The following is a 25,591-nucleotide window of genomic DNA, read 5'->3' on the forward strand; positions in this document are numbered from 1 at the left end:
TAAGCGTATATATTTTCTTTAACCATTATTTAAAAATAAAGGTATAATTTATGATTGAAAATTCAAGTTTTAAAACACATAACATAGAATTTAAGCCATCAAGAATAACATCTAAGAAAATTATAAATTTTAATTGAATCATAATCTTAAAACTTGATATGCAACAGAATTACTATAAAATAAAAGCTCAGTCAGAAGATAGCTTTGCTCGATTTATTTATTATAGTTGAAATATAAAGGGTATAAGATAGCTGCTTATATTTAAGATATACTATAAAAATCAATTAATTATACTAAAATCACAATAACTATGGATAGTATCAAATAAGGTTATTATTCAGGATCAAAAGTGAAGTACATATCCACATCAACTTGCTAGGCTAACCTGAACCAAAAATACCTTACAATGACTTAATCATGCTCTGGTTTTAGATGAAACAAATAAAAAAAAGCACCTTAAGGCACTTTTTTATTCAACTTATTACTGTTTAGTTAAACATTTGCCCAAATGCGTAAATTACAAACATAATCATAAGTGCAGATGACGAAGTTATTAATAATTCTAAAGTTTTCATCGACCACTCACTTTTCTTAAAGTGGAACATTATTTATACCTAGATATTGATTACCAATAAATGACAAAAAGTGACAAAAAACACTTATAAATATACAAATATGTAAAAATTAATTTCTTTTAATTTATGGCTAAGAAAAAATTCTACGAATTCAAATTGCTTACAACTGGAGCTAAAACGTTGCTACGCCCATTATTGCACCAATATAAAGAAATATTTGTATACTAAAGTCCTGTGAAAATATGATTTATTACTATTGATATTTTATACCAACAGTAATATGAGTAATAAAAAAACCGCCTTAAAGACGGTTTTTAGATCAGTGACTATTTACTGTTTAATTCACACGTGAGGTGAATCGAAACATTTCATTAACACCTGTATAGAAGCTACGACCATCAAGATTCAAATCAATTTCAACACCAGACTGAAGCAAGACTTTCTTTCCTACTTCAACCCATTTAAACCCATCGCGAGTACTTTGCATTTTTTTTAAAGGCACCAACGAGACAACAATTTCACTACCATTTACAGATTTTGCTACTAAATTTTCAATATTATTCAACATTTACACCAAATTTCAAACACATATAGAAATACCACCATTGGCATTTCGAAATAACAACTTTAATTTTGACAATTCAAACGAGATAAGACTTATATATCAATTTTAAAAGATAACATTTTCATGTCATTTTTATTGTTGAGGTAAGTATAACAGAAATACAAATTTAATCACCCATTACTTATCAGTCTTACTAATATTATTTGCATCAAAATATTTCAACCCTACAGATTCAAAGTGACTCTAAGTCATTCATACTTGATGTTGTGTCATTAAGTAATCTGATATCAATCGTGCTGACCATGATTGTGTATTTAAACCTTCATAAAAACCGCAATGACTCCCCTTTTTCGTGGTCACCACCATCATATTGGGCATTTTTTGAATCATTTCTTTATAAGGTTCAAAATTACGAATATCACAAACTGGGTCATCTTCGGCATTTAAAATCATTAGAGGAATTTTAATATTTTCAAAGACAAAAATTGGATTTGTGGCTTGATTATAAGCCTCAAAACTACTATAGCCTGCTAGTTCAAAATAGTGAGATTGAAATTCTTGTAAGCTTTTTGTCGCCAAAACTCGCTCTAATGATACTGTGTATTTCCATGTCTCTGCATAAGGATAAATAAAAACTTTGAACAATTTCTTAGTCATCACCTTGGTATAAAAAGGATGTACATTTTTAAATCCAAGCTCTGTATCATAGCCTGGACACAATGCAAAAGCGGCTTTAAATGGTGTTTTCTGACCTTCTTCACCCAAATAGCGAACCAATAAACCTGTTCCAGCAGAAGAACCAACTGCATATAAAGTTGAATTTGGAAATTTATTTTGAATATGCGTAATTTGCTCACGCAAATCATCCGTTGAGCCAAAAATAGACATTTTAGGTACAGGCATCGGTAAATTAGCATGCCCACGGCGCAAACATAATGCGATACGCCAACCTGTATATGCATGTAAATCACGCACCAATTCACGCATACTTTCTGGTGAACCCGTTATGGTATGCATTAATACAATGGTGGGTGTGGTATCAGGTAAATGTAAACCATGCCATGCGATTGCGGTGACACCACCGTCAGACATGTGTAATTGTTCAATTGCATCGTATTTTAAATGAATAGTCTGTTTCTTAATTAAATCAAAATACAGCAAATGCGCATGTTTGTTCGATAACCACGGTGTTGGTCGATACTTTTGTTTCAGTTGAGGTAGCTCATCTAATAACTGTTTAACCTGACCATTTGGATCATAATACAGCGTTGGCACTTCTGCCCCTGTCACTTGATCAAGCCATGTTTGCGTCAATTGATTAATTCTTTTAAGCACCGACCACATTGTTTCTAAACCTTCATTGAGCAAATTAAAATGCTTGCCTGTCATGACTGAATTTAAAACGCAAGTTCAGTTTAAATAACAGCAAGCACTCATTTATAGATAACCACACTTAGGCTTAGGCTATTATGCCTTTGGCATAAAGGCAGCCATACGCTGTCCCATTTGAACTGCAAGTGCGTCTAAACCACTTTTCGGACGAATCATCACTTCAAAATCAACAATTTGACCATTTTCATTAAAACGAATCATATCAATCCCCTTTAGTTTCTTTTCACCCACATTGGCAGAAAACTCAAGGACTACACTTAAACCATCTTCTGTATAAAATTCACGGTGATATGTAAAGTTTTCAAAAACTTGAATCACATTGGTCAAAATAAAGAAAACCACTTGTTTTCCTGGATAAGGATTAAATGCAACGGGTGAACAAAAAACTACATCTTCAGCCAATAATTCATTCAAAATTGACATATCTTTTGTATCTAGCATTTCATGCCAACGCTTTATTGATGCTTGTGTTTGTTGTACTGACATTTTCAAGTCCTTTTCCATTATTTTTACAACATAAAAAATAGAGGAAATATTTCTATTTCCCCCTCGCTACTTCGTTAAATGACCGCGGCTAAATCTGCACCTTGGCGAATAGCACGTTTTGCATCGAGTTCACCGGCTTCTTTAGCGCCACCAATTAAATGAACATTTTTCCCATCGGCTTTAAGTTGATCAAACATCGCCGTAAATGGCTCTTGTCCCGCACAAATCACCACATGATCAACTTCAAGCACTGTAGGCTGACCATTCACTAAAATATGTAAACCTTGATCATCAATTTTTTCATAACTCGCGCCTGAAACCATTTTCACATCACGATGTTTTAAACCTGTACGGTGAATCCAACCTGTCGTTTTACCCAAGCCCGCACCAACAGAACTTGCTTTACGCTGTAGCAAGTAAATCTCACGATTCGACTTTTCTAATTCTGCTGATTTTAGACCACCGACATTTTCATAGCTGGTATCAATACCCCATTCATTATAAAACTTCTCAGGATTCAGACTCGCACTCTCACCTTCATGACTTAAGTACTCTGCCGTATCAAAACCAATACCGCCAGCACCAATAATGGCAACACGTTGACCAACAGGCTTACGTTCTTTGAGTACTTCGATATAAGTCAGTACTTTCGGATGATCAATGCCATCTATGTCTAAATCACGCGGTGTAACACCCGTTGCAACCACAATGTCATCAAAATCAGACTGACTTAATGCTTCATATGTCGCTTTATGATTCAAAACTAATTTAATATTCGGTTGTAATTCAATTTTACGTTGGAAATAACGTAAGGTTTCATAAAATTCTTCTTTACCCGGAATGGTTTTAGCAATATTGAACTGCCCACCAATTTGATTGGAAGCTTCATAAAGCGTGACATTATGTCCACGATCTGCTGCATACGTTGCAAAGCTTAGACCTGCTGGGCCTGCGCCAATCACGGCGATATTTTTAGCCACAGCAGATTCTTTAAAAATCAGTTCTGTTTCATAACAAGCACGTGGATTGACTAAACAGGTTGCAATTTTCATTGAGAAAATATGATCTAAACAAGCTTGGTTACAACCAATACAGGTATTAATTTCATCACTACGCCCTTGTTCAGCTTTTTGAACAAAGAATGCATCCGCAAGCATTGGACGTGCCATAGAAATCATATCAGCATGACCAGAAGCCAATACATGCTCTGCCATTTCAGGCGTATTAATTCGATTTGATGTAATCAGTGGCACGTTAACCAAACCTTTAAGTTTTTCGGTTACCCAGGTAAACGCAGCACGCGGTACTTTAGTGGCAATGGTCGGAATTCGTGCTTCATGCCAACCTACACCTGTGTTGATAATGGTTGCACCCGCTTTTTCAATTTCTTTGGCAAGTTGTACCACTTCATCTAAAGTTGAACCGCCTTCAACCAAATCCAGCATAGATAAACGATAAATAATAATGAAGTTTTCGCCTACTTCTTCACGAGTACGTTTCACAATTTCAATCGGGAAACGAATTCGGTTTTCATAGCTACCGCCCCACTCATCATCACGATGGTTGGTACGTGCTGCAATAAATTCATTAATAAGATAGCCTTCTGAACCCATAATTTCTACGCCATCGTAACCTGCGTATTGAGCCAATTTGGCACAGTTTGCAAAGTCTGCAATGGTTTGATTAACTTCGGCTGATGTTAAAGCATGCGGTTTACTCGGATTAATAGGCGCTTGAATAGCAGAAGGTGCAACCAATTCAGGCTGATAAGAATAACGCCCTGTATGTAAAATTTGTAATGCAATCTTACCGCCAGCAGCATGTACTGCCTGAGTAATCACTTGGTGTTTATCAGCTTCTTCACGGCTGTCTAATTTAGCCCCGCCTGCAAATGTCAGACCTGCATCATTCGGTGCAATTCCCCCAGTGACAATAAGCCCCACACCACCTTGAGCACGTTCAGCATAAAAAGTAGCCATTCGATCATAACCGCTCGGTGCTTCTTCTAATCCCACGTGCATAGATCCCATCAATACACGGTTTTTGAGTGTGGTAAAGCCTAAATCTAAAGGTGCTAACAAATGAGGGTAATTAGACATATGATCTCCTTGGCGTGCTTTGTAAGCTAGCTAATAATGTATTTAATGCAACTTGTTGCATAAGTTATATTCTAGATTTGATTTTTATGCAACATGTTGCATAATGATCTGGTAAATTTTTACTGACTGAGTCGTTTATGTCTTTAGCCCATGTTTTATTAACGAGCTTAATTGAAAAACCAAGTACTGGAATTGATTTAGCACGTCGCTTTGACCGTTCTATGGGTTTCTTTTGGAATGCAACACATCAGCAAATTTACCGTGAACTCAATGGCATGCAACAAAAAAACTGGATTTCAACCATTGAAGAACACAATACAAATAGTCGTAAAAAAACCTATCAGGTTGAACAATTAGGACGAGCTGAATTGGCCGATTGGATGGTCAAACAGAGTCCTCCAGCGCAATTACGTGAAGAGTTAATGGTGCGTCTACGTGCTGAAGCACAATTGGGAGGCAATAGTGTCCTCCCTGAATTAGAACGCCATCTAATTTTGCACCGAGAAAACCTAAAAATTTACCAAACTATTTTTGCAAAAGATTTTGCCAATCGTCATGATCAAGATCGAACCCAGTTTATTCATAAAATGATTCTACAACTTGGAATTGATTTAGAAATGGGTTGGATTAGCTGGTTGGAAACCATCATTCCCCAGTTAAAAGTATTTGATGAAAAATAACAAAATAAGGACATAACCATGCCACATTATCGCATGCCTGATGGTGAACAACTTTTTGTTCGTGAATTTGGTCAAGGCAAGCCTGTTTTAGTTTTATCGGGTTTAGGCATGCAAAGCTGGCAATGGCTGCCTTTCCTCTATCCCCAAGCCAGAAAAAATAAATTCATTATTCCAGATTGGCGTGGTTTTGGTGGCTCTCATCATTGTGCTATTCCGCAATTAGATGCCATTTCTAGCCATTGGCGTGACATCAACAGTTTAACTGAACAACTTCAGTTCGATAAATTTTCCGTGATTGCTTATTCTATGGGCGCAACCACGGCAATGCATGGTATGCAATACGGTCATTTAAATGAACAATTAAACCGCTATTTACATATCGATCAAACACCGAAAATTTCTGTTGATGCCACGTGGCAGTATGGCTTATTGAGCCGCCAACAACCTGAATTTAAAAAGCTACTGACTGAAATATCAGACTTACTTGCATTTAATGCACCTGCACGTCTACTATCCGAGCTAAATCCAGCAGCTCGACAACACTTATTAGAACTTTGGCTGGTATTTATTCAGCTCCAATCCAGCAATAAGGTTACCCCTTTACTGTTTCAACTGGCCTTGAAGCAAGCTAAATTGCAGCCCCTTATTTTACCTATTCAGCGTTTGGATTATTTGGCATGGTATGTAAATAATTATTTACATCATAATGAAGACTATCGTCATGCCATTACACAGCTCTCTTGCCCGAGCACTTTTTTCATTGGAGAAAAATCGAGGCTTTACCCATCAACAGGGCAAAAAATCATTGCCAATAGTGTGAAAAACTCAAAACAAGTGATCTTTAAAAAGTCTGGGCATACACCACTCATCAGTGAACCGATCAAATTTGCTCATGAAATTGCTCAGTTTCTCAAAAATTCGGCATAAAGTTTTAATGTAAATTAGATCATGAAACGGATAGTTTTCACCCCTTCTAGAACAATCCAAGTGGCTTTTTTAGCTTTAACAAAGCCAGTTGAGTCCCATCAACTGCTATTCAATGTTTTGAATCTAAGCAGTATGCTGAAAAATAAGCTTTATTGTCTGAATAGTGATACAAAATTTTTAACATCTAATACAGGCTGTGCGGATTGCAAAAATAAAATATATGCGCATGTTTAAACAATAAAAGTTATTGATTATAAACAATACAAACCTGAAAAATTAAACAAATATAAAATTGACAAAGTGCAACGATAAACCTTTAATCTTCAATATTGTTGCATAAATGGAATTTTTAAATGCTGTCTGATCTTGATGATTTTTATTGCTTTGCATTGGTGGTTGAACACGGCGGATTTAGTGCGGCTGAACGCGCAACAGATATTCCAAAATCAAAATTAAGTCGTCGAGTTTATAATCTTGAAGAGCATTTGGGCGTTCGATTAATTCAGCGCAGTTCACGCCATTTTGCCGTGACTGAAATTGGGATGAATATTTATCGCCACGCGCAAGTGATGATGAATGCCGCCCAAGCTGCGCATGATTTAGTGGATCATTTAAGTACCCAACCTCGTGGCGTGATTAAAGTCAGTTTACCTGTATCTATCGCACAAAATGAAATTGCGAAAATTTTACCTCAATTTCTAAAAACGTATCCTGAAATTAGAATCCAACTTATTGTCAGCAATCGCCGTGTCGATATCATCAATGAAGGCATTGATGTTGCCTTACGTGTACGTTCAAATTTAGATGATGACCCAAGTTTAATATTGCGCAAATTTGAAAACATTGAACAACATTTATTTGCCAGCCAAGCTTATCTGAATGAATTTGGTGATTTGAAACAACCTGAAGATTTGAGCCAACATCAAATTCTGAGTATGGCTGATGAACATTTAGATCAGCACATTGTGGTACACGATGAAAATAATCATCAGAAAAAAATCAAGGTTAACCCAATTGTCATGGGCTCTGACTTAATGATGCTCGCCCAATTGGCTAGACAAAATTGTGGGATTGCGCTACTACCTGATACCATCGTACAAGACTACGTACAAAGTGATGAGTTAGTCCGCGTACTACCCAATTGGAAAGCTCCGCATGGCATTTTACATGCTGTTTATCCATCACGTCGTGGGCTACTTCCTGCTGTTCGTGTCTTTATTGACTACCTCGTTGCACAACTCAGTAAACAATAAATGACTAAAATAAAAACCGTAATGGCTCAATATTTGAAATGATAGATCAACTTTAGCCATTACACTTCAAACCACAACACCCCACTAATTAGATGCACGAAGAAAAGCAATCAGTAAAAATTAACAAAAAAAAAGCTTACCCGATGTGGGTAAGCTTATAAACTAAAAACAAGAAACTACAGCTAGAATCTCTGTGCGCATAATACAAATAAAATACAATCAAAACTAATAGTTAAAAAATATTAAACTTCTATTAAAAATAAAAAATACCTAAACAAAACAATATTTTATATTAAAAACTAATCGTTTAAATAACTTTATAAGTGTATAAAGTAGACAATACTATACTAAAGTATAAAAAAATTAATTTCTTACTTACCATCCAAAAGCACCAGATTTTAAATTTCTGGATATGAACCCGTACCTTCTGGCCATGGTGATAAAAGTTCAAAACCAGTATCAGTGACAACAACCATATGTTCCCATTGTGCAGTTAAAGAACGATCTGCTGTCACAACAGTCCAACCATCTTTTAATTCTTTAACATTGGGTTTCCCAGCATTAATCATAGGTTCAATAGTAAAGACCATACCTTTTTTAAGCTTCAGACCTTGACCTGCTTGACCATAATGCAAAACATTGGGTTGCTCATGATAAACCTGACCAATACCGTGACCACAATATTCACGGACAATGCTATACCCTTCACGATGCGCCACAGATTGAATAGCAAAACCAATGTCACCTAAAGTTGCATCTGGTTTTACTGCATGGATTCCTGCAACCATGGCTTCATACGTTGTTTCAACTAATTTTTTGGCCTCTGGTTTAACTGTACCTACGTAATACATACGACTGGTATCACCAAAATAACCATCTTTAATAATTGCAACATCAATATTAATAATATCGCCATCCTGCAAAATAGTTGTTGCAGATGGAATACCATGACAAACAACTTCATTCGGAGAAATGCAGGTGGTTTTGGTATAGCCATAATAACCAACGTTTGCTGGAATCACTTTGAGTGTATTCACAATAAAATCATTACAAATATCATCTAGGTATTCTGTACTTACACTAGGCTTGACATATTCCCCTATCATTTCCAAAACCTGAGCTGCTAAACGCCCGGAAATACGGAGTTTTTCGATATCTTGCTCAGTTTTAATGGTAATAGCGGAAGCCTTCATTGTCTCATCCTCATATATAAGGCTTTTGATTATAGACCTTTTCGTATTTTTTTGTTTAATCCCTGTATATAAAGCACTTAAACTTAGATTTTCAGCTTTTTAATGCCTAATTTACAAACATTTAAAATGCTGTTGCAAAGAAAATAAAGCGCGGTAATTTCTTAAAAACAAAGAATATTTTTATTTTTTTATTCAATAATCAACATGATAAATCAACCTAAATTTAGCCATTTGTTCAGCTACATTAATTTTCATATAAATAAAATTCATACCTAGCATAAAATAAATTACCAAAAAACTTTCGTATCCTCTAAAATCACCTCTTTTAGTCAATCCATCTCCTTTTCATGACAAATCTCCGTACAAGAGATATTATTGCCTTAGGTTTTATGACCTTTGCACTTTTTATTGGTGCAGGCAATATTATCTTTCCACCTATTGTGGCTCAACAAGCCGGTGAACATGTATGGTTGGCCGCATTTGGTTTTTTAATCACTGCTGTTGGTCTACCTGTTATCACCATTATGGCGCTATCACGAGTAGAAGGATCTATTCAAAACTTAAGTTCTCCTTTAGGTAAAATCGCAAGTCTGGTTTTAACGATCTCGTGTTACTTAGCCGTTGGTCCTTTATTTGCGACTCCACGTACAGCAACGGTTTCATATGAAATCGGTTTTTCTTCTTATTTTGGTACATCAAGTAGCAGCTTGCTCATTTACAGTGCAATTTATTTTGCAATTGTGACTGTTGTATCTTTATATCCAAATAAACTGTTAGATACCGTGGGTCATTTCCTTGCACCGTTAAAGATTATTTCTTTAGCCGTATTAGGTATAGCCGCATTTGCAATTCCTGCTGGATTCATTCCACCTGCAATTAACAACTATGTGGCTGCTCCTGTTTCTGAAGGCTTTGTGAATGGTTATTTAACCATGGACACTTTAGGCGCATTGGTCTTTGGTATTGTCATTATTCACGCGATTCATTCACGTGGTGTAACTGATAAAAAACTGGTGACCAAATATGCAGTGATCGCAAGTTTAATTTCAGGTGTCGGTTTAACCTTAGTTTATTTAAGTCTGTTCAAACTCGGTTTAGGAAGCCATGAAGTCGCTCCAAATGCAGCAAATGGTGCAGTGATCCTGCATGCATATGTACAACATGCTTTTGGCGATGTCGGTTCTCTTTTCTTAACCGGTATGATTTTCCTTGCCTGTATGGTAACAGCCATTGGTTTAACCTGTGCCTGTGCAGAATACTTCTCAGAACTCACTAAAATTCCTTATAAAATTTTAGTTTTTGTTTTAATTGGCTTCTCTTTCATTATTTCAAACTTGGGTTTAACCAAACTTATAGCCGTGTCTGTACCTGTGTTAAGTGCAATTTACCCACCAGCAATTGTGGTTATTTTACTAAGTTTCTTTTGGAAATTTTTCAATCGACCAACTCATGTTGTTGCACCAGTCACAGCAATTGCATTTTTATTCGGTATTCTTGATGGCATTAAGGTCGCAGGTTTCGAAGCTTATTTACCTGAAATTGTTCAGCATTTACCTTTAAATGCACAAAATTTAGCATGGCTTATTCCATCCTCTATTGTGCTGATTATTGCTATCGTGATTGATAAAGTTAAAAAATAACCAAAACCAATGTCATTAAAATCAAGTTTTACCCAAACCTGATTTTAGTCGTGATCAATAAAACACCATGTTTTACCCAAACAGCGTTTTATTGTTTACATTCTCAGACATTTTTTGGTTAAAGCACTCTATTTCGTATGCTATACACATATGACTGTCTTAAAAGACCTATCTTTTATCCTCAACACAGATACACATTCATATCTAGCTCTAGCCATACTCAAATCAAATTATTCTATTTGTTGGCATTAATATTGCCTATTTATTCTTCGACTATTGTTGAATATTGCCAGTAATCCAACGCTTGCTACACTAAAAAAGTAGACCTATATTTATTCAATAAATACTTGGTATTTACATTTTTAATAAAATTAGCATATGATTTTACCCACATAGCATAGTTTTATTACAAAATAATGACATTTGCTATTGAAATAGTGGTAAATAACAAGTAAAACAATAGAAACCAATCTGACTAAAACAATAGGGTTTATGTCAAAATGACAGGAGGGGTGGAGATGTTATCATTACATTTCAATAAGGAAGTCTTCATTAACGCTCTAAAAGCAAATAAGAATATGGTCACCTATTTGAGTACCACCGTTGCTCTAATGCTGACACTCATTATGCATGGTTTAATTCAAGGCAATTTAAAACCTGAATTCTTTATGTATGCTTTTATTGTCTCAATTGCCTTTTATATTTGGGCTGTAGCCGATCAGAAGTATCGTCAGCAGAAACAAAATAATTCTAAAGAATAGAGGATGGGTGAACTTTCACCCATCTTAAAAAAGAAAAATAATCATTGATACATTTATAACTAAAATTAAAATATACTCAAACCCAAGATTGCCCCAAGTAACAACCCTGCTGTCGCGCCCAACTCCCCTACAACTAAAGCAATCATCGCACTGGTAAGCATCCATTTGGGTAACTGCCAACGTCCCATTTGATGCGGAACTTTAAATTGATTACTGGTATCCTTCAACCAACCATGCAACACATAACTTAAAATTGAAAAACTAAAAAAGAAAAGATTGATCAACACAAAAATTAAATTAACCCCTTCAAACCATACTGAAAAATAGGCTAAAACCGCAATAATCAAACTGGCTGGCGCATAAAGCAAGCTGCTTCTATGTGCAATATCGACATAATAATGTGCACGAGCTTGGTCGGAGTGACGTATTTGATAATATTTCCACACCCCAGTGAGCATCCCCACCCAAAGAAAAACACCGCTAAATATAATTGCGAGCGAAACAGATTGAGTTAAATTTTCCATATTTATTGCTTTATATCCTTATTTTTAGAACGCTATTCTGACTTTAAAGTCATTCTTTATGCAAGTTTCTTTTTAGAACTTCGCTACAGTAGTCCTAAGTTAAATTTAACGTATGTTCTAAATATGAGTACATTTGAAACATTAGAAATCAGCTGTAAAGATGGATATTCCCTCAGTGGTCGGTTTTATGCAAAGCAAACTTCTCATAAAAAAAATCACCCCATTTTAGTTTGTCCTGCAACTGGAATCACGCAGCATTTCTATCAAGCTTTTGCGGAGTGGCTAAGCACACAAGGCTATGATGTTTTGAGCTTTGACTTCCGTGGCATTGGTCGCTCCCTACATGGTCCTTTAAATAAGTCTGAAGCCAGTATTGTTAATTGGGGGCAGCTTGATATTCCTGCCGCAATAGATAGTTTGTTATGTAAAACCCAAACCGATCAGGTTATTTTACTGGGTCATAGTGCGGGCGGTCAGCTTTTAGGTATTGTTCCAAATTATCAAAAAGTTGCTAAAGTTATTGCTGTTTCTGGCTCCACAGGACATGTGAAAGGCTTAAAAGGCAAAACCAAGCTTTTAGCCCCGCTTATGTTTAATGTTATTTTCCCATTAGCACGCATAACCAAAGGCTATGGCCCAACTCAAGCGATTGGCATGGGTGAAAACCTACCGAAAGATGTGGCTAAGCAGTGGGCTCAATTTTGCAGCAAACCCGGTTATGTCATGAATGCAATTGGCAAAACAGTATTTGAAGATTATCACGCTAAAATTGATTGCCCGATTACCGTGCTTTGGTCTTCAGATGACGAAATTGCAACTGCTACAAACGTGAAAGATTTACTACGTTTGTACCCAAATGCAAATACACAAATGATCGAGTTAAAGCCTAAAAGCTACGACCATAAAGCAATTGGTCATATGCTGATGTTTAAAAAATCACATCAGAACTTATGGTCAACCATAGAAAAACAACTACATATTTAGTCTAAATAGCTCCAACAAAAGCCACCTTTCAAAGAACGGTGGCTTTTTTATTGCAACTATCCGCATTTTTTTCAGCATAAAAGCCCCTAATTCATAAATTTAATTTTGTTAATTGATAAATATTTATTATATTAGTCAACTATTTTCAGCCCCGCTGTTTTTTCACTCTCCTATACCACATAAATGGATCATTTATGTCTTCGCACAAACAAAGCCAACTCAAGCATGGTTTAAGTAATCGTCACATTCAATTGATTGCTCTTGGCGGTTCAATTGGAACCGGTCTTTTCCTCGGAATTTCCCAAACCATTCAACTTGCAGGTCCAGCAGTCATACTCGGTTATGCCATTGCCGGTTTAATTGCATTTTTTATGATGCGCCAACTGGGCGAAATGGTGGTGGAAGAACCTGTCAGTGGCTCTTTCAGTTTTTTTGCCTATAAATATTGGAACCCATTTGCAGGCTTTATGTCAGGCTGGAATTACTGGATGCTGAATATTTTAGTCTGTATGGCTGAACTGAGTGCTATTGGCTTATACGTGCAATATTGGTGGCCTGAAATTCCAACTTGGGTTTCTGCACTGGGCTTTTTTATTTTAATCAATATGATTAATTTAATGCATGTCAAAGTCTTTGGTGAAATGGAATTTCTCTTTTCCATGATTAAAATTTTAGCCATTATTGGTATGATTAGCTTTGGTGCTTATTTACTGGCTAGTGGTCATGCCGGTGAAACTGCCTCTGTATCTAATCTTTGGGCACTCGGTGGCTTTTTCCCAAATGGTATTTCTGGTTTAGTCATGGCAATGGCGATTATCATGTTTTCCTTTGGTGGCATTGAACTGGTCGGCATTACCGCAGCCGAAGCCAAAGATCCAACCAAAACCATTCCTAAAGCAGTCAATCAAATCGTATATCGGGTTTTATTATTCTATATTTGCACGATTTTTATCTTATTGTCTTTATATCCTTGGAACCAAATTGCAGAAGGTGGTAGTCCTTTTGTTTTAATTTTCGATTCTTTAGGCAGTCAATCGGTTGCAACTATTCTTAATTTTGTGGTTTTAACCGCAGCAATCTCAGTCTATAACGGCACCAGTTATGGTACTAGCCGTATGTTGCTAGGTTTATCTGAACAAGGTAATGCACCAAAATTTTTAAGCAAAATTAATCAACGTGGTATTCCCTACACCGCGATTTTAACCTCTGCGGTTGTCACGCTGATCTGTGTCATTTTAAACTACATGTTCCCTGAAAAAGCCTTTAAGCTATTGATGAGTCTTGTAGTTTCAGCCATTGTGATTAATTGGATGGTACTCTCGCTGACGCATCTTAAATTTAAGCAACGTATGCTTCAGCTTAAAAAAATGAGTATTTTCCCAAGTATTGCTTATCCGCTGACTAATTATATTTGCGTGCTTTTCATGCTGTGTATTTTAGTGATTATGTGGATGACACCAGATATGCGCATTGCCGTGATGCTGATTCCTGTTTGGATTACATGTTTAAGTCTGGCGTATTGGTTGAAAATAAAGAAAAAGTAAATGCTGCGGATTTGATATTAATTGAAGATGTTTAGAATTCTTTGCTGAAAAAAATCTGAATTTGTGTTTTAATACACTTAGTTTGAGATGAGCCTCTTACAGTATATAAGCTTGACTTATATACGACTAACCCCTAACCATGGGGTTTTTTATTGTCTGCTTTTTTACAACAGACATGAAAAAATAGGTTCACGACAACGCCAACCCTTTTCTAGATGCAATGATCTTAAATAAATGATTAACCCCAAAATGCGATGGTCATTTGAATTCCAATCGCATTAATAATCGTTTTTAAAAATATATTTACTCAATAAAAAATTGCATCTATTCGATATCATAGACCCAATTTTTAGCTTGTTTGTCTGTCGTTGTTTCACAAACATAGTAGTCATGATCCCACGAATCTGGATGAAAAATTTCAAGTTTTCGATAAGTCACTTTTTTTGACTTTTCAACACACTCAAAACTATCACCTTGGTCTTTAATAGCTGTACCGTTTAGAAATCCACCGATACAAAAAAATCTACTTTGTTTAGCCATCTCGTTACATCAACTTCTTAAATCATTTCACAATGTGTGGATTAAACGATTTATTGGTTGAGGTGTAAAGTGGAACGAACGACATGCGTAAAAATGGTCAATTAGACTGAATTCATTTTGGTTCGATACTTATGAATAACACCAATAATTTTATTATGAAAATCCTTGAAGATAACTGTATATATCCTCATTTAATTTTTTTGATTATAGAATTTCCTTCTAAGTATGATACATAATATGTAGAGGACGTTAATAATTTTAATATAAACTTATTCACTCATTCCCTTAATATTATTAGATTTCTTTCATAAATCAAAAAAACACTCACATTATTGATGATTATGTGTACCGCAGATTATGCAGAATTCCTGCATAATCTGCGGATGAAATATATCGACTCAAACAAGCTTTCTGAATCTCAATTTAAGTGCTACATAGGCATCTCATGCTCAACCTTTGACTTAATGGTTGAGCAATTAAAGAAACATGTTTCTACTAAAGGCAAACCGCCTAAATTAGGCTTGGAAGATCATATTTTCTCTGTCTGAGCTATTGACGAAATACCAAACGCTATTTCACGTTGCTACAAGTTATAGTATTTTAGAGCCAACAGCTTCAAGAGTTGTAAGTCATGAAGACTGCCTGATTCAGTCCAATCTTTTTAATTTAGCGAAGAATTTACCTAAAGGTGAAGGTATTGACTGCAATGTTTTGATCGTGGATGCAACAGAAACTCCAATTCAAAGGCCTAAAAAACAGAAGAAAAGCTATAGCGGCAAGAAAAAGATTCATACCTTTAAAGTACAGACTATCGTTCACTACAAAACTTAGAAAATTCTGAGTTTATGTACCAGTCGCGGTGCTGTGCATGATTTTTAGTTATTTAGAAAGAACTTAGATTTGATTCCTACAGGAGTCTTTGTTCTTGCAGATAAAGGTTATCAAAGTATTTATGTTTTGTATCCCAATAGCCTATTACCATTAAAATCTAAAAGATGCTGTAAATTAGATCTTGAACTAAAAATCTATAATCAGCACAGACTACATCTGTCTTTAAAATATAAAACGCTCGATGAAATTCATCAGGCATTTGTTTGAAATAAGTGTCAACCTATTTCAGGACTAGACACTGCCATCTCAACAAGCCGCTTAAAACTAGGACATTGCAAATGCGATGGTGCAGGACAGTCACCTACATGGCGAAGTATGTCGCGGAGCGCTACCAGTTTATTGATTTGAAGATCAATCTCATCAGCTTTTTGATGAATAACAACAGGTGAAAGATCGAGTGCCCCACGACTATCGAACATTGCAGCAATTTGTTTAAGTGAAAAGCCAGCCGATTTACCCATTGAAATTAACTTTAGCCGCAACAGAACTTCAGACGAAAATTGTCTGCGTAATCCATGCCGAGAAATTGAGAAAATCAGACCTATTTCTTCGTAATAGCGTAGTGCCGAAGGCTTAATTCCACTTTTTGCTGAAACTTCACCAATATCAAGAAATTTCATACTTGACCTCAAGTCAACTTGAATTAGTAGTATGTCTTTAAACATAACTGCTGACAAGAGAGCAAGATGACAGAACAGGCTGAATCATTGACATTGGCAAAGAAAATACAAACAGGAATCACCATCACTTTAGCGTTATCCATGCTATTGGCATCGCTTGGAACGAGCATAGTCAATATTGCATTACCAACACTTGTTGAGATGTTTGCATTGCCATTTTTTCAAGTACAGGCAGTTGTAATTGGATATCTTGTATCGTTGACGATTTCGGTTGTCGTCGCTGGACGATTAGGTGACAGATACGGATGCAAGTCTATGCTGATCGTTGGTTTAGTCATCTTCAGTTTTGCTTCACTATTATGTAGTTTTGCGCCCAACTTATGGTCATTGGTTGCTGCGCGGTCATTTCAAGGAATAGGTGCGGCGTTCTTAATGACGCTTGCTATGGCACTTACACGTCAGACAGTCAGTCCATCACATATGGGACGAGCAATGGGAATGCTCGGAACGATATCTGCTCTAGGCACGGCACTTGGACCTGTGTTAGGTGGACTTCTGATAGCAACACTAGGTTGGAGAAGCATTTTTGGATTACAGTGTGTACTTGCAGGTATCACCATTATTCTGGCTTGGATGACACTGCCTATTGATTCCAGTAGGATCGCAATTTCTTCAGTAGGTTCTTGGAAAATAGATCAGAGAATAATGCCAAATCTGCTTGTTAACTTGCTGGTTGCCGCCATTATGATGACCACACTCGTCGTTGGTCCTTTTTATCTGGGGCTAGGTCTAAGCTTGGATCAAATACAGGTTGGTTTGATTATGGCGATTGGTCCAATTGTTGCTATCTTGAGTGGGATTCCATCTGGTCGACTTGTTGATCACTGGGGGAGCCAGTATATCATCACAATAGGATTGATTTTTCTGATTATGGGGAGCTTTATGCTCGCCATCCTACCAAAAATAATCGGCATAAGTGGCTATCTATTACCTATTACTGTTTTGACTTTAGGTTATCAACTCTTTCAGGCAGCTAATAATACGATGACCTTGGCAGATATTCCCAAAGCGCGACAAGGTCTGGTATCAGGATTGCTCAGTCTATCTCGCAATATCGGCTTAATTATGGGAGCTTCTGTTATGGGTGCTATTTTTTCATTCGGTGTAGGTGTTAATGAGTTTAATCAAGCAACTGCTTCAGCAATCATTGATGGAATGCAATTAACATTCTTATGTTCCGGAGCACTCATGATTATGGGGCTGGTAGTGAGTCGTGTCTTATTTCGGTGAAAACATTGATCTGAAATCAGTATCCTAGTGAGGGATTATCATAGCAATAAAACAAAATTAGGTAGATTTTAAAAGCCCTCAAAAGATGGCTTGTATTTCTTTATTTTTGTTTTGTTTCAATTAATTTTTTTAAATCATAACCTAAGCTTTTAGCATAGTTTAAATATTCTTCGGTGATCGCTGAATCAAATTTTTGAGATCAACTTAACAGCCATAAAAATTTCTTATTTGGCGTACCCTATCTAAGGTATTTATCATATATAAATGATCCGAGCGCAAAAAACCTAAAAGCGCCAGTTATAGAAAACGTCAATTGCACGTTCCACAGATTGACTCGCCTCTAAATATAAACGTTTATTCATTTGATAACGTAAGGTCAATTTATTGACTGGGGTAAATACACCTACACCGTAGCGGATAAAGAGATCTGGCGTAAGATAACCCGTCACACTAACCTGTGTATCATCGCCTGTTCCCTGTGCATCAAGCGCTAAACCACTTAAGCCAAAAGTACGACCAATTTGATTGGTTAAGGCACGCGTCCCCCCCAACCCCATACTAATCCCAGCAGCAGCAATCGTATTATTTACATCGGATTTAAAACCCTCTGTTTGACTAATACCGCTGGTGCCTTCATTAATACGCCCCGTAATTAAAGCATTTAAAGCTTCTTGCTCAGATAAACCCGCATCGTTATAGACCTGAATATTCGGACTTGTTGCAGTTCCTGTAACACGAACACCAACTGTACTGCCTTGCACACTCTTATTGGCATCAATATCTAAAGTTGGGTTGTACAAAGGCCCATTGAAACGTGCAATCGCTCGGTTCAAATCTAAGCTTTGTCCATACGCCTCAATTTTCACCCGCTGGCTTACACCAATAGCACCATTAGCACGCATTGCAGTTTCAAATCCACGTTGCGATAAATACAAACGTCCAATTAATGGAATCCGGCTATCAAAACCTTGGAAAATGACTTGATTACCTAAATTAACCATAAGATCTGCACGAATATCCCATGGTCGAGCCGACTTCAATATTGCAAGCTGGTCTTGCCCTTCATGAACAATACGTACATCTGATGAAACATTGACTACAGGAGCTGAAGCTTCAGGCATTGAAATTAAGGCACGTGGAACTTCAACCTTACCATTTAAGGTTAATTTCTTACTCAATGGTAAGACATCTAACGTTAAATCAGGTGTAACAACTGCCGTGATCAATGGTGCTTGACGAAGAAGTAAGTTCTGACCTTTTAAATGCAATTGAATACGTGGATCATTTTTCCAATCCACATTCCCTGTTAACAAGCCGACGCCTCGACCGCTATTAAATGCTCCATTAATACTGGCATGATCTTCTCGAATCGAAGAATACACTTGAATATTACTTAGGTTCACAGGCAATGAAATCATGCTGATTGCACCATCTTTAAGGCGCATTTCACCATTGAATAACGGCTGAGTTAAGGTGCCTGAAATTTTTCCTGCAAAAGATAAAACTCCAGCAAGTGAGCGGATATCTTGAATAAAGGGTTTAAAAACTTTGAGTTGTACTTGATCGAAGGCAACTTCACCACGCATTGGTTTGCTGTCTTTATAAGGGTCGATAATAACATTGGCATAACCTGTCCCAATTTCAGGTGTTTTAACATCTAAACGAAGCTGCAAACCTTCTGATACACTTTTCGCAATTAAAGCAATTTCGTTGTAACTTAGTGTAGAACCAATATCTTGCGGGTCTTCTGCTGCCAAGCCAATAACGCCATTTCGTGTCACCAATCTTGCATCAATTTTTGGTTTAGCACCTTGAGCCCATGCTGCTTTTGCATAACCATTCACTTTGCCTGTAATTGCCAAACCTTCTGGCATAAATGCAGCAAAATCATTTAAATCGACATTCTGGGTAATAAAAGACACATTACCTTTGGTTTTACCAACACGAATCGGCTGATCGAAACACAACTGACTTTGCTGACTTGACCAACAATGCGCACCGACAAACAATTCTGATTTCGATGAGTTGTAAACCACTGAAGCATTTTGACGCTGCACTAACCGTGCACGGAACGAGTCAAAGTCACCTTTTTGAATTTGCCCCAACCAATCATTTTGCGCATTAAAACCACCAGCCAATTGCACATAAAATTTAGAAATTCTGTTTTCTGCTTGAGCTTTTAATATATGTGCTTTGCGTGTACCTGCCAGTGAAATTTCACCTTGCCTAATTTCACGCGAACCACTCCGTAAACTTTCCATTTTTGCAGTCAGTAACGTAGGAGTGAGTTCTGAAGTCGGTAATTGACCTTGTATACGTAATTTTTTAATACTGACTAAATTACTGAAACCAAAATCATCTACAGCAAAATTGGCACTTGCTTGTAGTTTGGGTTGCGATTGCACATTTAAATAACCATATGCACGACCACGAAGTCCGCTATACAGTTCATACAAAGCTGGCGCATTCACTTTTAATCTTAAATTTTGCGCATTACCGGTCGCTTGAATTTGATTTTTTGCATAAGCCAAATACAAATTATTCGCTTCAAATTGTTGCGGCAAGAAACCCTTTTGATTGGCATTTAACACAACCGCCAAATTCCCTGTGCCGCGAACAGGTTTATTGTTAATCACACCTGCTAAATTTAATTTTTCGATATTAATCCGCTTTAATGTGTCTGACCAAACACCTTGTGTTTTGACATTACCAGACAATTCACCGCGCACACTTGAGACAAAATAATGTGGTTTAAAACGCACCAAGGATGCATTTACATTCCAACCAATGCCATTTTTAAGATTGACCAAACCACTAGCAAAAATTTTCCCTGCAACGCCTGAATGCTGTAATTCAGCAATTTTAATCAACTCTGGCATGCCAGAAACTTTTAATTTTAGCAAACCCTGACTGGCTTGAATTTGGCTGGCATTGAGTGCACCATCATAATTCACTGCAAAGCTTTTAAAAGCACCACCTGATTTTTGATCATGAAATAAAATCGCTGCGGTACTACGTCCAGTTAAACGAACCGTTTCACTCTTATTTTGCTGTGCCAAACGACCCGTTAAATTAATTGCATCTAACTGAATAATCTGTTGATTTGGCTTGGCAAAACCATTGGCTTTGACCTGTCCATTAATTAAGTTGACGGGTGCAGCATCCACCACTATTTGCGGATTAAAATCTTTTGCATTTAAAACGGCATTCCATTTCAATTGACGCTTATCTGAAGGTAACTCGACTTTTGCACTTCCATTTAAACTGCCTTTACCTGCCACATAACTAAAACTTGGGACATTTAAATGATTATTTTTAAGGTTTAACTGTGCTTTATATAAACCTTCAGGCAAGACACCTTTATCGTGTTTAGCAATCGACGTTGCTACTTGAATATCTTGCTTACCTTCAACCAAAGCCAATTTAACATCGCCTGATTTACTGCTGAGCCACCCCACATAAGGTACGGCGCGATCAATATTTTTCCAAGCAACATCCAAGAGCATTGGATTTGGCTTTTTGCCTTTTTGCTCAGCTTGATCGAGTTTTAAATTCCATGTTTCATAACGATCAAAGTCAACCAAGGCAGTTAAATGCATACCTTTCTCTAAACGACCTTTAGACGCGATTTTTGCATCCAAACTTGGCGGTAGAAAATCTTGAATCACCAGCGGAATCAGTTTGTCCTTTGGATTAATCTTGTCCAGACGACCTGTCATATCCCAAGTCACATGGTCTTTCCAACTAACAACACCAGCAACATTCACGGCTCCTTTCATGAGCTGACCATTTAAATTGGTAATATCAAGCTGATGAACCAAATCGGTATGCATGCTACCGTTATATTGACCTTGTGGAATATTTTTACCACTTAAGTCTGTTGTAACATCGATATTTAAACGCTCGATATCACCATTAAATTTAGCTACGCCATCTTTACTAAACAGCTTTTGCTCAGTCATTAACGGCCAATGATATTTTTTAAACTGCAACTCACCAAACATCGGAACATGTTTGCGTACGGGATGCACCACCGCCCAACCTGTTAATAAATCAGGCGTATTTGTCGCAACACCCGCCTGTATGGTATCTAAAGTACCTTTCGCTACAACTTTGATATCATGAATATTGAGCGTTTTATTCAATGATGGAATATTCAAATCAGCAACAGCATTTAAAGGATATTTTCCTTCAAATTTCATTTCTCCCGTTGCATTTTTAACCGCCAGATATCCCATATCCATACGGGAATCTTCAAACTTGAGTTCTGTACCTGACCAAAGTGCATTATTTAAATGAATATCATTAAATTTCACGCTGGCAGATGAGGTCTTGATCACCAGATGGTCTAGATCTGCCGTATCTAAGCGTAAAACAAAAGGTAAACGAATTTCACTAAATTTAAAAGGTTCATCACTCGGTGGATGCTTGGTGATAATTTGTAAATTACGCACGTCAGCACGATTCAGATGGATTTCTTTTTTAAGGATTGCGCGCCAACCCAAACTCACATCAGCACGATCAATTTTAACGTCAACAGGTTTTAACGTGACTAAGATATTTTTTAAAATAATGCCGTGTAAAAGATTACCGCCTTCATATTCATAATGAATAATTTTTTGGCTTTGTAAAACACGATCCAGTAAAAATTTACTGCCTTTATCTGTCGTGAACATGACAGCGAAGGAAGCAACAAGCAAAACCAACACTATAAGCAATGTGAATAACACACTTCTCATAATACGACGTTTTTTAGGTCGAGGTAATTCTATTTCTGGTTGCTGTTCTACTTCAGCCATAATGCTCTCTAAAACCTAAAATCTATAGTTGTGGACCAATAAAGAAATGGATACGTATTGGGTGACTATCATCGGAAATACCTGAAGCCACATCAATACGAATTGGGCCAATTGACGATGCCCAACGAACCCCTAAACCAACACTATATGCTGTTGGCGTACTAAAATCTTGATCATAGGCATTTCCCACATCACTAAATATAGCTGCGCGCCAACCTTCTTTGAATTGATAGTTATATTCCAAAGATCCGACAGCTAAAGCTTGTCCACCAATTTTAAATCCATCTTGCTCAGCGGCTAAACTTTTATAATCAAAACCACGAATACTTTGATCACCACCCGCAAAATAACGCAAATTGTAAGGAACTTTACTAAAGTCTTGTGCAAAGATATAACCTAAATCACCGCGCCCTACAAACTGATGGTTATCATTTTCACCCAATGAATAGATAAAACGCCAACCCGCATTTACAATGGCCATATCAGCATCGGACAGTAACGTTTCACTGCCAATTTCTGCTTTATAGGTTTGCTTAAAGCCTTTACTTGGATTAACCCGTTTATCACTGGTGGTACGTGACACTTCATAACCAAACAACAATGATTGTTGTTGTTCATTTTTATTCACCAAAAATGCTTCTGGAATTTTATCAAAATCAACCAAACCATTTTGAGTAATACGGTCTAAACGATAACGCAGACCAAAGGCTTGTTGCCAACTTCCACGTGGGTTTTTAATCACCCGATCCACACCCGCAACGGCAGACTCAATCATCAAGCCCATGCCTTGTGCAACACCTTCACGCTCTTCACGTTCATACCCACCGACTAAACTAATATAGTCATCTAAAGGATGGTTATATGGAATATTATAACGACCATCCAGAGACTGACGAATTTGGGATAATTCCAAGTTGGCATCAAATGAATGACCACGGCGATTCACAATAGATCGGCGATACTGACCACGCAAACGCACCCCTGTATCTGAACCATAACCCGCACCCATTTCGGCACTATTTAGACGATCAGCATTCAATGTCACAATGACAGGAACTTTCTTTTCTTCACGTGCTTGGGCTTTTAAGCGATCTTCTTCAGTTTCTTTGTTTTCTTGTTCTACACGTAATTGACGTAAATTCTGTTCGTTTTGAGCATCGGTCGTGCCTGCAAAATCGCGTTCATTCACCACAGACTGAGTAACTTCTTGGGACGAAGCAACCTTCTTTTTATCCTGAATACTGGCATCACTTTCTGATATTTTTTGCTGATCGACCAAAGCTTGAATATCAGGTGCTAATTCTAACGGTTTTTCGATTGGATCAGGTCGTACTGCATCGACCAAGGTGTAATTAAAATAACGTGAGTTGGTTAAATTATTTGCCAAACCATTGACACGCCAAAAAGCATAATCTGCACCATCTTGCCAAGACACCATACTTTGCAAGACATCTAAATCAATTGGAAAGGGTTTCGATGGATCACTCATACGAAATTCAACCGCGCCTAATTTATAGCGCTCACCCGTTTCATAACGTAAATTAATCTCTGCAGTATCTTGCGGTTGAGCAATTTTTACATCGTGTAATCGCCAATAACTATCAAAGAAACCGTTATTGCTTGCTGCATCTGTAATACGTGTTTTGGTCTGTTCATATAAACCATGGTTAAAAACATCACCCACTTCTTGATCGGGTAAAACACGAATGACTTGGAACTGTGATTGATTTTCACCCGCGCCACTAAATTCCACATTCTGTTGTTTAATTTGCACGGGTGCATTCGGCGTTACTCTAACTCGAACACGATTTTCACTGAGTTTTTCAAATTTAAATGTCGCATTATAAAAGCCAACAGCCTGTGCTGCTTGATTGGACAATGTTCGAAGCTGTGGCAATGCTGAAGGAAAATCACTAAATGATTCTTGGGTAAAACTGGAAAGCTTACCCTTCATATTGGCTTTTAAATTCTCTACAGCTTGAGTATATGCTTGATTTGAAACATCACTATTATTTTCTGTCGCGCTAATAACAATATCCGCGCTAATACGCTGCACTTTTGTCGCACTTAATTGACTTGATGGTCGTATTTTATAGAACCAGCGCTTGAAAAAATTGGACTCTTCTGTTTCATCACCATCAGTTGGACCCAATTCAGGTAACGTTGTTCCAGATTCATTGGCTTCAACAACAATTTGGCTGTCTGCTTGAATACTTGTGATTAACTGATCAACATTCACAGGTGCATGATTAATTTCAACTAACTCTTGTTGAGTTGCATCAGAAACCACAACCTCAGAAACTTGCCCTGCACGATACTTTTGTGCTTCATTTTTAGCACTCTCTGCTACACGAAAAATTTCATCTGCCATCGTTTGATTAACAGGTTCTATCGGTAGCTCTTCTAGCGCTTCAAATTCAATCGGTTTAAATTCATCCAAAGGCTGTACGACTTGCTCTTGTTGTTGCAGCATTTGTAAGCTATCAGGCTCGGACTTTTTTGCTTGAAAATTTTCAATTTTTTCTATTTCTTCGGTACTATTCAGACCTTGCTTAACAGCTTCACTCTTGAGTTGTTGTTGAAATTCTGCTTGAGTGCTTATTGCATTTGGCTGTGTTACTTGTGCAAAGCTTTGCTGCGCAAGTAAGCTTAAAAAGAGACTTAAACAGAATCGTGTATATTGATCATTCCACTGTATGATGGAATGGACACTTCGTGTAAGAGTCGACTGTTTAAAATCCAGTTTTGAAAGCATAAAAAACTCTAAACTCGTATAATATTTATAATGAAAATGCCCAATGAAAGCCTGCTAACAAGCTAAAATCTAT

The 25,591-nt window shown here is 37.1% G+C and carries 19 protein-coding genes; 9 read left to right on the top strand and 10 right to left on the bottom strand.

Annotated elements, in window-relative coordinates; genetic code table 11:
- Window positions 1-912: 912 nt before the first annotated feature.
- The 4 genes from B9T30_RS07360 to B9T30_RS07375 form a co-directional block, all read right to left on the bottom strand.
- Entirely contained in the window at window positions 913-1,143 is a 231-nt protein-coding gene (locus tag B9T30_RS07360) for a hypothetical protein (protein ID WP_004648892.1), read from the bottom strand.
- Window positions 1,144-1,392: 249 nt separating this feature from the next.
- Window positions 1,393-2,484, bottom strand: a complete 1,092-nt coding sequence (locus tag B9T30_RS07365; RefSeq protein WP_086184706.1) for a YheT family hydrolase — start codon at window positions 2,482-2,484, stop codon at window positions 1,393-1,395.
- Window positions 2,485-2,607: 123 nt separating this feature from the next.
- Complete coding sequence (locus B9T30_RS07370; RefSeq protein WP_086184405.1) at window positions 2,608-3,018, bottom strand: nuclear transport factor 2 family protein; 411 nt, start codon at window positions 3,016-3,018, stop codon at window positions 2,608-2,610.
- Window positions 3,019-3,092: 74 nt separating this feature from the next.
- A complete protein-coding gene (locus B9T30_RS07375; protein ID WP_086184406.1) occupies window positions 3,093-5,117 on the bottom strand; it encodes an FAD-dependent oxidoreductase in 2,025 nt (674 codons plus the stop codon).
- A 137-nt stretch (window positions 5,118-5,254) separates the two neighbouring features.
- Here B9T30_RS07375 and B9T30_RS07380 point away from each other — a divergent pair, with 137 nt between their 5' ends.
- From B9T30_RS07380 to B9T30_RS07390, 3 genes are all read left to right on the top strand, one after another.
- Entirely contained in the window at window positions 5,255-5,797 is a 543-nt protein-coding gene (locus B9T30_RS07380; protein WP_086184407.1) for a PadR family transcriptional regulator, read from the top strand.
- Between the two features lie 18 nt (window positions 5,798-5,815).
- Window positions 5,816-6,724: an alpha/beta fold hydrolase gene (locus B9T30_RS07385; RefSeq protein ID WP_086184408.1), complete on the top strand. Its 909-nt coding sequence runs from the start codon at window positions 5,816-5,818 to the stop codon at window positions 6,722-6,724.
- A 353-nt stretch (window positions 6,725-7,077) separates the two neighbouring features.
- Window positions 7,078-7,977, top strand: coding sequence for a LysR family transcriptional regulator (locus tag B9T30_RS07390; protein ID WP_086184409.1), 900 nt, complete (start codon window positions 7,078-7,080; stop codon window positions 7,975-7,977).
- Window positions 7,978-8,375: 398 nt separating this feature from the next.
- Here B9T30_RS07390 and map read toward each other — a convergent pair whose 3' ends face one another.
- Window positions 8,376-9,170 (bottom strand): type I methionyl aminopeptidase, encoded by a 795-nt coding sequence (map, locus tag B9T30_RS07395; protein ID WP_086184410.1) that lies wholly within the window; start codon window positions 9,168-9,170, stop codon window positions 8,376-8,378.
- A 347-nt stretch (window positions 9,171-9,517) separates the two neighbouring features.
- Between map and brnQ the strand changes: the two genes are divergently transcribed.
- A complete protein-coding gene (gene brnQ, locus B9T30_RS07400) occupies window positions 9,518-10,810 on the top strand; it encodes a branched-chain amino acid transport system II carrier protein (RefSeq protein WP_086184411.1) in 1,293 nt (430 codons plus the stop codon).
- Between the two features lie 518 nt (window positions 10,811-11,328).
- Entirely contained in the window at window positions 11,329-11,571 is a 243-nt protein-coding gene (locus B9T30_RS07405) for a hypothetical protein (protein WP_086184412.1), read from the top strand.
- Between the two features lie 65 nt (window positions 11,572-11,636).
- Here the strand turns inward: B9T30_RS07405 and B9T30_RS07410 are convergent, their stop codons facing one another.
- Window positions 11,637-12,095 (bottom strand): hypothetical protein, encoded by a 459-nt coding sequence (locus B9T30_RS07410; RefSeq protein ID WP_086184413.1) that lies wholly within the window; start codon window positions 12,093-12,095, stop codon window positions 11,637-11,639.
- A gap of 123 nt (window positions 12,096-12,218) precedes the next feature.
- Between B9T30_RS07410 and B9T30_RS07415 the strand changes: the two genes are divergently transcribed.
- Together B9T30_RS07415 and B9T30_RS07420 are read left to right on the top strand one after the other, a co-directional pair.
- Window positions 12,219-13,079 carry an alpha/beta fold hydrolase gene (locus tag B9T30_RS07415; RefSeq protein ID WP_086184414.1) on the top strand — a complete coding sequence of 287 codons (861 nt, stop codon included), beginning with the start codon at window positions 12,219-12,221 and terminating at the stop codon, window positions 13,077-13,079.
- 194 nt (window positions 13,080-13,273) lie between these two features.
- Entirely contained in the window at window positions 13,274-14,623 is a 1,350-nt protein-coding gene (locus B9T30_RS07420; protein ID WP_086184415.1) for an amino acid permease, read from the top strand.
- Window positions 14,624-14,947: 324 nt separating this feature from the next.
- On the opposite strand, the gene B9T30_RS07425 is transcribed toward B9T30_RS07420, so the two are convergent.
- The gene (locus tag B9T30_RS07425) at window positions 14,948-15,163 is read right to left on the bottom strand and encodes a hypothetical protein (RefSeq protein ID WP_086184416.1); all 216 of its coding nucleotides are present in this window, start codon (window positions 15,161-15,163) and stop codon (window positions 14,948-14,950) included.
- A 552-nt stretch (window positions 15,164-15,715) separates the two neighbouring features.
- Between B9T30_RS07425 and B9T30_RS16335 the strand changes: the two genes are divergently transcribed.
- Window positions 15,716-15,994 carry a transposase family protein gene (locus B9T30_RS16335; protein ID WP_171264138.1) on the top strand — a complete coding sequence of 93 codons (279 nt, stop codon included), beginning with the start codon at window positions 15,716-15,718 and terminating at the stop codon, window positions 15,992-15,994.
- A gap of 275 nt (window positions 15,995-16,269) precedes the next feature.
- Here the strand turns inward: B9T30_RS16335 and B9T30_RS07440 are convergent, their stop codons facing one another.
- Window positions 16,270-16,674 (bottom strand): helix-turn-helix domain-containing protein, encoded by a 405-nt coding sequence (locus tag B9T30_RS07440; protein WP_086184417.1) that lies wholly within the window; start codon window positions 16,672-16,674, stop codon window positions 16,270-16,272.
- Window positions 16,675-16,740: 66 nt separating this feature from the next.
- Between B9T30_RS07440 and B9T30_RS07445 the strand changes: the two genes are divergently transcribed.
- Window positions 16,741-17,964 (top strand): MFS transporter, encoded by a 1,224-nt coding sequence (locus B9T30_RS07445; RefSeq protein ID WP_086184418.1) that lies wholly within the window; start codon window positions 16,741-16,743, stop codon window positions 17,962-17,964.
- A gap of 284 nt (window positions 17,965-18,248) precedes the next feature.
- On the opposite strand, the gene B9T30_RS07450 is transcribed toward B9T30_RS07445, so the two are convergent.
- On the bottom strand, window positions 18,249-22,763 hold the full coding sequence (locus B9T30_RS07450; protein WP_086184419.1) for a translocation/assembly module TamB domain-containing protein: 4,515 nt from the start codon (window positions 22,761-22,763) through the stop codon (window positions 18,249-18,251).
- A gap of 22 nt (window positions 22,764-22,785) precedes the next feature.
- On the bottom strand, window positions 22,786-25,518 hold the full coding sequence (locus B9T30_RS07455) for an autotransporter assembly complex protein TamA (RefSeq protein WP_086184420.1): 2,733 nt from the start codon (window positions 25,516-25,518) through the stop codon (window positions 22,786-22,788).
- Window positions 25,519-25,591 lie beyond the last annotated feature (73 nt).

Source organism: Acinetobacter sp. ANC 4973, from assembly GCF_002135275.1.
Taxonomy (GTDB): domain Bacteria; phylum Pseudomonadota; class Gammaproteobacteria; order Pseudomonadales; family Moraxellaceae; genus Acinetobacter; species Acinetobacter kyonggiensis.

Excerpts from the sequence above, each read along its gene's own strand:
- B9T30_RS07360 (WP_004648892.1), bottom strand. The coding sequence starts at position 1,143 with ATGTTGAATAATATTGAAAATTTAGTAGCAAAATCTGTAAATGGTAGT.
- B9T30_RS07365 (WP_086184706.1), bottom strand. The coding sequence starts at position 2,484 with ATGTGGTCGGTGCTTAAAAGAATTAATCAATTGACGCAAACATGGCTT.
- B9T30_RS07370 (WP_086184405.1), bottom strand. The coding sequence starts at position 3,018 with ATGTCAGTACAACAAACACAAGCATCAATAAAGCGTTGGCATGAAATG.
- B9T30_RS07375 (WP_086184406.1), bottom strand. The coding sequence starts at position 5,117 with ATGTCTAATTACCCTCATTTGTTAGCACCTTTAGATTTAGGCTTTACC.
- B9T30_RS07380 (WP_086184407.1), top strand. The coding sequence starts at position 5,255 with ATGTCTTTAGCCCATGTTTTATTAACGAGCTTAATTGAAAAACCAAGT.
- B9T30_RS07385 (WP_086184408.1), top strand. The coding sequence starts at position 5,816 with ATGCCACATTATCGCATGCCTGATGGTGAACAACTTTTTGTTCGTGAA.
- B9T30_RS07390 (WP_086184409.1), top strand. The coding sequence starts at position 7,078 with ATGCTGTCTGATCTTGATGATTTTTATTGCTTTGCATTGGTGGTTGAA.
- map (WP_086184410.1), bottom strand. The coding sequence starts at position 9,170 with ATGAAGGCTTCCGCTATTACCATTAAAACTGAGCAAGATATCGAAAAA.
- brnQ (WP_086184411.1), top strand. The coding sequence starts at position 9,518 with ATGACAAATCTCCGTACAAGAGATATTATTGCCTTAGGTTTTATGACC.
- B9T30_RS07405 (WP_086184412.1), top strand. The coding sequence starts at position 11,329 with ATGTTATCATTACATTTCAATAAGGAAGTCTTCATTAACGCTCTAAAA.
- B9T30_RS07410 (WP_086184413.1), bottom strand. The coding sequence starts at position 12,095 with ATGGAAAATTTAACTCAATCTGTTTCGCTCGCAATTATATTTAGCGGT.
- B9T30_RS07415 (WP_086184414.1), top strand. The coding sequence starts at position 12,219 with ATGAGTACATTTGAAACATTAGAAATCAGCTGTAAAGATGGATATTCC.
- B9T30_RS07420 (WP_086184415.1), top strand. The coding sequence starts at position 13,274 with ATGTCTTCGCACAAACAAAGCCAACTCAAGCATGGTTTAAGTAATCGT.
- B9T30_RS07425 (WP_086184416.1), bottom strand. The coding sequence starts at position 15,163 with ATGGCTAAACAAAGTAGATTTTTTTGTATCGGTGGATTTCTAAACGGT.
- B9T30_RS07440 (WP_086184417.1), bottom strand. The coding sequence starts at position 16,674 with ATGAAATTTCTTGATATTGGTGAAGTTTCAGCAAAAAGTGGAATTAAG.
- B9T30_RS07445 (WP_086184418.1), top strand. The coding sequence starts at position 16,741 with ATGACAGAACAGGCTGAATCATTGACATTGGCAAAGAAAATACAAACA.
- B9T30_RS07450 (WP_086184419.1), bottom strand. The coding sequence starts at position 22,763 with ATGGCTGAAGTAGAACAGCAACCAGAAATAGAATTACCTCGACCTAAA.
- B9T30_RS07455 (WP_086184420.1), bottom strand. The coding sequence starts at position 25,518 with ATGCTTTCAAAACTGGATTTTAAACAGTCGACTCTTACACGAAGTGTC.